The organism is Ramlibacter sp. 2FC, assembly GCF_005503345.1.
In the GTDB taxonomy this organism is placed as follows: Bacteria; Pseudomonadota; Gammaproteobacteria; order Burkholderiales; family Burkholderiaceae_C; genus SCMQ01.
Window position 1 is genome coordinate 1 of record NZ_SCMM01000104.1, and the last position, 6,255, is coordinate 6,255.

The window sequence follows — 6,255 nt, forward strand, 5'->3', positions numbered from 1 at the left end:
GGGGACATGGCGGGCGGATGGGGCGTGGGGGCCACTTCAGGCGGCGTAGATGGGGCGGCGCCCGACTTCCAGCGGCGGCTTGTTGAGCGGCTTGCGGAAGAAGGGCGAGGTGCCGCTGGCGGCCGCCATCTGGGCGGCGAAGGACAGCAGCTCGGGGCCCAGGGCCTTCATGCGCTGCTCGGTGAAGCGCACCGTGGGGCCGGCGATGGTGATCACGCCGATCGGCGGCTGGCCGGCCAGCTGCACCGGCGCGGACATGGCGCTCAGGCCTGGCGAATAGGTGTCCACCGTGGTGCTGTAGCCGCGCTCGCGCGTCTGCTGCACCAGGTCCAGCACCTCCTGGATCGTCTGCGGCGCGTTCGGGCCGAACTCCTCGCGCGAGCCCAGGCCCTGCTGGCCCAGCAGGGCCAGGGCCTGCTCGTCGCTGAGCGCCGACATCCAGGCCAGGCCCGAGGAGGAGCAGGACAGCCTGGCGTCGCTGCCCATGTCGGGGTCGTAGCGCAGGCCCTGGCGCGCGCCCTGGGCGCGCGCCACCCAGGTCAGGCGGTTGCCGTCGACCACCGACAGGCGCACCAGCTCGCCCGAGAGCTCGGCCAGGCGGTCCAGCAGCGGCTGGGCGAAGTCCACGATGCCGCTGTGGCTCAGGAAGGACAGGCCCATGGACACCAGCTTGGTGGTCAGCATGTAGTCGCCATGCTCGCGCAGCTGGCGCACATAGCCGCAGCGCACCAGGTCGGTCAGCAGGCGGTGCGCGGCGCTGCGCGGCATGTTGAGCCGGTCGGCGATGCTGGCCAGCTCCAGGCCTTCGCCATGCTGGGCCAGCAGTTCGAGGATGCCGAGGGTGCGTTCGAGTACGCCGCTCATGGTCAGGCCTCCTTCAGGGGGTGAGGGGGTGGGGCGGTGCGGGACGGGTCGCAACAGCTGGCGCGGATGGGCATGGATGGCTCCTGAGGCGAAAAAGCGTGACGATAGCGCCCCGCGCTCAGTCGTCCAGAGCGACCGTGCGGCCGCTGAGCGCGGCCTCGTGCACCGCCAGCGTGGCCCGCAGCGTGCGCAGGCCGTCGAGCGCGCTGCACAGCGGCGCTTCCCGGCCCTCGATCACGGCCTGGAAGTGCTGCAGCTGCTGGGTGTAGGGGTCGGCCTTGTGCACCGCGGTCTGCTCCAGCGTCAGCTCGGCATGCCAGCTGCGCTCGCCGCGGTAATGCCAGAGGGCCAGGTCGGGCAGGCTTAGCGAGCCCTGGGTGCCCGAGATGAAGTGGCTTTGCACGTTCTGGCGCGGGTACTGGTCCTGCTCGCCGGCGCAGAAGTCCCAGCACCAGGGCGAGGCCGCGGCGTCGGACACCAGCACGGTGCCCAGGGCGCCGCTCTCGAAGCGCAGCACGGCGGCGGCCGTGTCTTCCACCGCGAAGCCGCGCGCCTGGTGGCTGGCCTGGGCCTGCACCGACACGATCTCGCCGAGCAGGAAGCGCAGCATGTCGATGTCGTGGATCAGGTTGATCAGGATGGGGCCGCCGCCTTTCTCGCGGCGCCAGGCCACGTCGAAATAGGCCTCGGGCTTGAGGAAGGTGGCCAGGGCCGTGGCGGCCACCGGCTGGCCCAGGCGGCCGGACTGCAGGATCTCGCGCGCGCGCCGGTTGATTGGATTGTGGCGGCGGTGGTGGCCCACCAGCACCGGCACGCCGGTCCGGGCCTGCACCTCGACCAGGGTCCGGGCCTCGGCCACCGTGTCGGCCACCGGCTTTTCCACCAGGGCGCAGGCGCCGGCGCGCAGGCAGTCCGCGGCCACGCTGATGTGGGCGGCGTTGGGCGTGGCGACGATGGCGCCCTGGGGGCGGGCTGTCTCCAGCATGGCGCGGTGGTCGGCAAACCAGGGCACGCCCAGCTGCTTCGCCAGGGCCTGGCCCGCCTCCGTGGGATCGGCGATCGCCGCCAGCGCCAGCTTGCTGCTGCGGCTGATGCGGTCAATGTGGGTGCGGCCTATGACGCCGGCGCCAATGACGGCCAAGGGGGTCTTGCGCATGTGCTGCCTGTCTCCTGGGGGTGGGTCCGTTGGATGGCAGTCTAATGAAAAATGGAATTAAATTCAATAGTTGAATTGGATTCCACTTTTATGTAATATCCGCCCATCGCAGCCAACCCAGCCCATCGACGGACCCCGACACCATGGCAGACACACTGAACGGCGCCACGCGCGTGCACTTCATCGTGGGCGACCCGATCGCCCAGGTCAAATCGCCGGCCGGGGTGACCCAGGCCTACCAGGCGCGTGGCCGCAATGCCATGGTGATGCCGGCCCATGTGGCGCCGGCCGACCTGGCGGCCTGGCTGGCCGGGGTGTCGCTGGCCCGGAACGTGGACGGCATCATCGTCACCGTGCCGCACAAGTTCGGCTGCTACGAGCTCTGCGCGAGCACCTCCGAGCGCGCGGCCTTCCTGCACACGGTGAACGTGATGCGCCGCAACCCCGACGGTGGCTGGCATGGCGACATGTTCGACGGCCAGGGCTTCGTGCAGGCCATGCGCGAGAAGGGCTGCGAGCTGGCGGGCAGGAAGGCCCTGCTGGTCGGCGCCGGCGGCGCCGGCTCGGCGATCGCCCATGCGCTGGTGATGGCCGGCGTGAGCCAGCTCGCCATCCACGACGAGGACAGCGCCCGGCGCAGCACGCTGGTGGACCGGCTGGCCGGCCTGGGCCGCTGCCCGGTGGCCCATGGCTCGGCCGACCCGGCCGGCTACGACATCGTGCTCAATGCCACGCCGGTGGGCATGAGGGAGGGCGACCCCTATCCGCTGAACGTGGCGGGCCTGACGCCCACCATGTTCGTCGGCTGCGTGATCACCCAGCCGGCCGTCACGCCGCTGATCGCCGCCGCGCGCGCCAAGGGCTGCGCCACCATGACCGGCGCCGACATGTTCGCCCGCGTGCGCGACCTGATGGTGGACTTCCTGCTCGAGGAGTCGCCGCAATGAGCCTGAACATACGGCTTGAGGATTTGACCGAGCAGGCCGACTACGACGTGGTCGTCATAGGCGCCGGCGGCGCCGGCCTGGCCGCCGCACTCTACGCCGCGATAGCCGGCGCCAAGGTGCTGCTGGTCGAGCGCACCGCCTACGTGGGCGGCACCACGGCCCTGTCGGCCGGCACCACCTGGGTGCCGGGCACGCACCACGCGGCCAAGGTGAACCCCGCGGACACGCTGGACCAGGCGGCGCGCTACCTGGACAACGCGATCGGCGAGCGCGCACCGCTGGCCCTGCGCCAGGCCTTCCTGGACCACGGGCCGGCCGCCGTCAAGCAGATCGAGGACCATTCCGAGGTCAAGTACCGCCCCTGTCCCAAGCACCCGGACTACATCTCCGAGCTCGGCGGGTCCACGCTGAGCGGCCGGGCCCTGGAGCCGCTGCCCTTCGACGGCCGGCGGCTGGGCGAGCTGTTCAAGCTGGTCCGGCCGCCGATTCCCGAATTCACCGTGCTCGGCGGCATGATGGTGGACCGCAGCGACATCAACCACCTGCTGGCGATGACCCGGTCGCTGGCCTCGCTCAAGCATGCGCTCAAGATCGTAGGGCGTCACTTCAAGGACAGGCTCAGCCACCCTCGCGGCACGCGCCTGGTGATGGGCAACGCCCTGGTCGCGCGGCTGCTCTACTCGCTGTCCCAGCACCCCAATGCCGCGCTGCTGCTGAACACCGAGGTGCTGGACATCCTGCCGGCCGAGGACGGCGCGGCCACGGTGTTGCTGGCGCAGGACGGCCAGCGCCGCAGCGTGCAGGCCAAGGGCGGCGTGATCCTGGCCAGCGGCGGCTTCAACCGCGACCCGCTGCTGCGCCAGCAGATGCTGCCCGGCGTGGACCCGCAATGGTGCCCGGCCGCACCGGGCCACACCGGCGCCGCCCAGGCGCTGGCGCGCAAGTTGGGCGCCCGCCATGGCCAGGGCGGCCTGAGCCACGCCTTCTGGGCCCCGGTCTCGCTGCGCCAGCGCGCCGACGGCAGCACCGCCGCCTTCCCCCATTTCGTGATGGACCGCGCCAAGCCCGGCATGATCACCGTGAACCAGGCCGGCCAGCGCTTCGTCAACGAAAGCACCTCCTACCATTTGTTCGGCCTGGCCATGCAGGAGCAGGCCGACCAGTCGTTCGCCGGGCCGCCCCAAGAACGACTGCACCCCCTCGGGGGGCCTGGCGAAGCCAGGGGTGGGGGCAACATTCCTGCCTACCTGATCTGCGACGCCGAGGCCCTGCGCAAGTACGGCCTGGGCATGGTGCGACCGGGCGGCAAGGGCCTGGCACCCTTCCTGGCCGACGGTTACCTGACCGAGGCGCCGACGCTGGAGGCCCTGGCGGAAAAGCTGGGCATCGCTGCGGCCGGCCTTGTGGACAGCGTGGCCCGGATGAACCGCTACGCCGAGACGGGCGAGGACCCGGAGTTCCAGCGCGGCGTGACCGCCTACCAGCAGAACATCGGCGACCCGGCCTGGGGCGGCAAGAACCCCAACCTCGGCCCGCTGCGCCAGGCGCCGTTCTACGCCGTGCGTCTGTACCCCGGCGACATAGGCGCGGCCACCGGCCTGGCCACCGACGCCCAGGCGCGCGTGCTGGGCGAGAACGGGCAGCCGATCCCCGGCCTCTACGCGGTGGGCAACGACATGCATTCCATCATGGGCGGCGTCTACACCGGCCCCGGCATCACCATAGGCCCGGGCCTGGTGTTCGCCTACCTCGCGGCGCGCCATGCGGTGGCGCGCGCTGCCCGCCCAATCCAGCATTCCCACCCCATGAGCCCGGGGACCGAGGCTCGCATGCAAACCACCCACTGAAGGAGACATGATGCAAAAACGTGAAGCACTCAGTACAGGCCGGCGCCGGGCCGCCCCAAGCCGGTCTGGGCCCCCTTGGGGGGCAGCGCAGCACACGAAGTGGCAAGCGTGGGGGCTCAAATGGATCGCAGCCTGTGCCCTGGGCACGGCGGCCACGGCCGGCTGGGCCCAGGACCAGATCAAGATCGCCGACATCGTCGAGCTCTCGGGCGGCGGCGCCAGCCCCGGCACCTACTTCCGCGACGGCATCAAGCTGGCGGTCAACGAGATCAACGCCGCGGGCGGCATCCTGGGCAAGAAGCTCACGACCACCGACATGGACACGCAGACCAACCCCGGCGTGGCCAAGGGCCTGACGCAAAAGGTCATAGACGACGGCGCCTTCGCGATCTTCGGCCCGGTGTATTCGGGCTCCATCCTGGTCTCGATGTCCGAGAGTCGCCGGGCCGAGGTGCCGAACTGGACCGGCGGCGAGGCGGCGGCCATCACCCAGCAGGGCAACCCCTATGTGTTCCGCACCGCCTTCGGCCAGCAGTTCTCGTTCCCGAAGGTCGCCAAGTACATCACCTCCAAGTTCAAGACCATTGCCGTCATCTACCAGAACAACGATTTCGGCAAGGGTGGCCGCGACGCCATCGTCAAGAACCTGGACGGATCGGCGACCAAGATCGTCGCCGAGATCTCCACCGATCCGGGCCAGGTCGACTTCTCCTCGGCCGTGATCCGGGCCAAGCAGGCCAATGCAGATGCCGTCTTCGTCTACGTGACCGAGGAAGAGTCCGCGCGCGCCCTGCGCGAGTTCCGCAAGCAGGGCTGGAACAAGCCCATCATCGGCGAGACCACGCTGACCGGCCAGAAGGTGATCGAGCTGGCCGGCGAGGCCGCCAACGGCGCCTTCGCCCATGTGGGCCTCACCGTGGACGCGCCGATTCCCGAGATGCTGGCCTTCAAGGGCAAGTTCTACCAGGCCTACAAGTACATCCCCGATCACAACGGCATCAAGGGCTACATGGGCGTCTACACGCTCAAGGCCGCGATCGAGAAGGCCGGCAAGCTCGACCGCAAGGCCGTGGCCCAGGCCATGAAGGGCCTGACGATCAGCGCCAAGAAGTACCCCGGCGTGATCATGGACGTGAGCTTCGACGACAAGGGCGACCTGGATCGCGAGAGCTTCCTGGTGGAAGTGAAGAACGGCCGCCAGGTGGTGGTTGCCACGCTGCCGCCGCTCGGCAAGAAGTAAGACCCTTCCCCGGCCCGCCCCTGCCAGGCGAAGGGGCGGGGCCGTCCCTCGCTTTCCTGAGGACCTCCCATGACCGACTTCCTGCAACTGTTCTTCAGCGGCCTGTCCACCGGCGCGATCTACGCGCTGGCGGCGCTGGGCTTCACGCTGCTGTGGCAGGCCAGCGGCACCATCAACTTCGCGCAAGGCGAGTTCGTGATG

At 69.9% G+C, this 6,255-nt stretch carries 6 protein-coding genes; 4 read left to right on the top strand and 2 right to left on the bottom strand.

Annotated features, from left to right (window positions below):
• Window positions 1-36: 36 nt before the first annotated feature.
• Together FFS10_RS22485 and FFS10_RS22490 are read right to left on the bottom strand one after the other, a co-directional pair.
• A complete protein-coding gene (locus FFS10_RS22485; protein ID WP_137896829.1) occupies window positions 37-864 on the bottom strand; it encodes an IclR family transcriptional regulator in 828 nt (275 codons plus the stop codon).
• Between the two features lie 118 nt (window positions 865-982).
• The gene (locus tag FFS10_RS22490) at window positions 983-2,020 is read right to left on the bottom strand and encodes a Gfo/Idh/MocA family protein (RefSeq protein ID WP_137896830.1); all 1,038 of its coding nucleotides are present in this window, start codon (window positions 2,018-2,020) and stop codon (window positions 983-985) included.
• Window positions 2,021-2,163: 143 nt separating this feature from the next.
• On the opposite strand from FFS10_RS22490, the gene FFS10_RS22495 reads away from it, so the two are divergent.
• The 4 genes from FFS10_RS22495 to FFS10_RS22510 all read left to right on the top strand — a co-directional run.
• Window positions 2,164-2,967: a shikimate dehydrogenase family protein gene (locus tag FFS10_RS22495; RefSeq protein WP_137896831.1), complete on the top strand. Its 804-nt coding sequence runs from the start codon at window positions 2,164-2,166 to the stop codon at window positions 2,965-2,967.
• On the top strand, window positions 2,964-4,814 hold the full coding sequence (locus FFS10_RS22500) for an FAD-dependent oxidoreductase (RefSeq protein ID WP_137896832.1): 1,851 nt from the start codon (window positions 2,964-2,966) through the stop codon (window positions 4,812-4,814). Before FFS10_RS22495 ends, FFS10_RS22500 begins: the two co-directional genes overlap by 4 nt.
• Before the next feature lie 7 nt (window positions 4,815-4,821).
• A complete protein-coding gene (locus FFS10_RS22505) occupies window positions 4,822-6,054 on the top strand; it encodes an ABC transporter substrate-binding protein (protein ID WP_249931393.1) in 1,233 nt (410 codons plus the stop codon).
• A 69-nt stretch (window positions 6,055-6,123) separates the two neighbouring features.
• A partial coding sequence (locus tag FFS10_RS22510) for an ABC transporter permease subunit (protein WP_502702887.1) occupies window positions 6,124-6,255 on the top strand: 132 nt, incomplete at its 3' end.

Bases quoted from the DNA above. Each gene is read 5' to 3' on its own strand.
- FFS10_RS22485 (WP_137896829.1), bottom strand. From the start codon at position 864: ATGAGCGGCGTACTCGAACGCACCCTCGGCATCCTCGAACTGCTGGCC.
- FFS10_RS22490 (WP_137896830.1), bottom strand. From the start codon at position 2,020: ATGCGCAAGACCCCCTTGGCCGTCATTGGCGCCGGCGTCATAGGCCGC.
- FFS10_RS22495 (WP_137896831.1), top strand. From the start codon at position 2,164: ATGGCAGACACACTGAACGGCGCCACGCGCGTGCACTTCATCGTGGGC.
- FFS10_RS22500 (WP_137896832.1), top strand. From the start codon at position 2,964: ATGAGCCTGAACATACGGCTTGAGGATTTGACCGAGCAGGCCGACTAC.
- FFS10_RS22505 (WP_249931393.1), top strand. From the start codon at position 4,822: ATGATGCAAAAACGTGAAGCACTCAGTACAGGCCGGCGCCGGGCCGCC.